The sequence below is a fragment of the Bradyrhizobium sp. Leaf396 genome, assembly GCF_001424605.1.
Taxonomy (GTDB): Bacteria; Pseudomonadota; Alphaproteobacteria; order Rhizobiales; family Xanthobacteraceae; genus Bradyrhizobium; species Bradyrhizobium japonicum_C.
This window is the reverse complement of record NZ_LMQJ01000062.1, coordinates 1-1105: the sequence shown is the minus strand read 5'-3', so window position 1 is coordinate 1105 and position 1105 is coordinate 1. Positions and strand designations below refer to the sequence as shown.

The 1105-nt window shown below is 60.8% G+C and carries 1 protein-coding gene; it reads left to right on the top strand.

Translation table 11 applies throughout. From position 1 onward, the window contains the following. Positions 1–309, top strand: a 309-nt coding sequence (locus tag ASG57_RS37325; RefSeq protein WP_244490950.1) for a zincin-like metallopeptidase domain-containing protein, incomplete at its 5' end; no start/stop codon positions are given. Positions 310–1105 lie beyond the last annotated feature (796 nt).

The following is a 1105-nucleotide window of genomic DNA, read 5'->3' as shown; positions in this document are numbered from 1 at the left end:
TGCCCAGCAGCCTCGGACCGAGGAGATGGCGGCATGATCACCACCATCCCCAACAGGGTAAAATTTCAAAAAAGGGCTGGACTGTCAGGATATGTCGCGGAACTCGGGAGCTGTTTCCTCTGCGCGGATCTCGGGATCTCTCCCGAACTCGAACCGCGACCTGATCATGCAAGCTACCTCGCATCGTGGTTGGAAGTTTTGTCGAGTGAGAAGCGCTTTATCTTCTCGGCTGCTGCGCATGCGCAACGCGCCGTCGCCTATCTGCACGACCAGCAGCCGAAGGCCGCTGAGGTCGAAGAGGCAGCATGATACATGATGAGCGCATAACGTGATTGGGGCCGGCGCTTGCCGGCCCTTAGCTATCCGGTGATTCAGCGCAGAGATCCGGCCTTGTTGGCTGCTCGAGGGCCGGAGTCCGTTCATTGCTCGTGCTGCGCCACCTGATTGTGGCCTTGCGTGCCGTCGTTCGAGGAGGACGTTCTGACTTTGCACAGGTCTTCGCTGTGCCGAGCAAATCTCGCTCGCGGCCTCCCGATTCACTTTCGGGCCGCGTGGCTCTCTTGAAGGCAGAGTAGCACGCCTTCCCTCTCATTTCGGGCATCGACCCGTAAGCCTGAGTAGTTGAAAGATGTGTGCCGCGAGCGGTGATCGGGTTGTTTCGTCGGTCAAGGTTTCGATGGTCGCCATTGTCGTTTTCCTCGGCCGTTTCTTCTGGCACACCCACGTCGTCCTCGATTGGCATGTCTGACCGAAGGGCGCCGTCGCTTGAGCGCCGCCTCGCTCTTATCCCCGCAACAGCCGGTTACAACTTTCTTCCCCTGGCCGCTGCGCGCCATTCCTCGCGCAAGCCAAGAAAGTCGTGCCCTGGCTGCCCTCTACTGCGTGCCGGCCCCTTCGGGGTGCGGGTCGATCGCCTCCGGTCTGTCGCCAGCCATCGAGGCCGCGATGGGCGGCCCGGAAAACTGAATGGACACGACAATGGCGACCATCGGCACCTTCACCTCGACCGGCAACGGCTTAGGTTACGCGCGAGAAGGTGTCCTTTAGCGCGCTGACTGTTGCGAGTTTTGCACGCAGACGTCCGGGTCAAGCGTTCCCGCAGCGA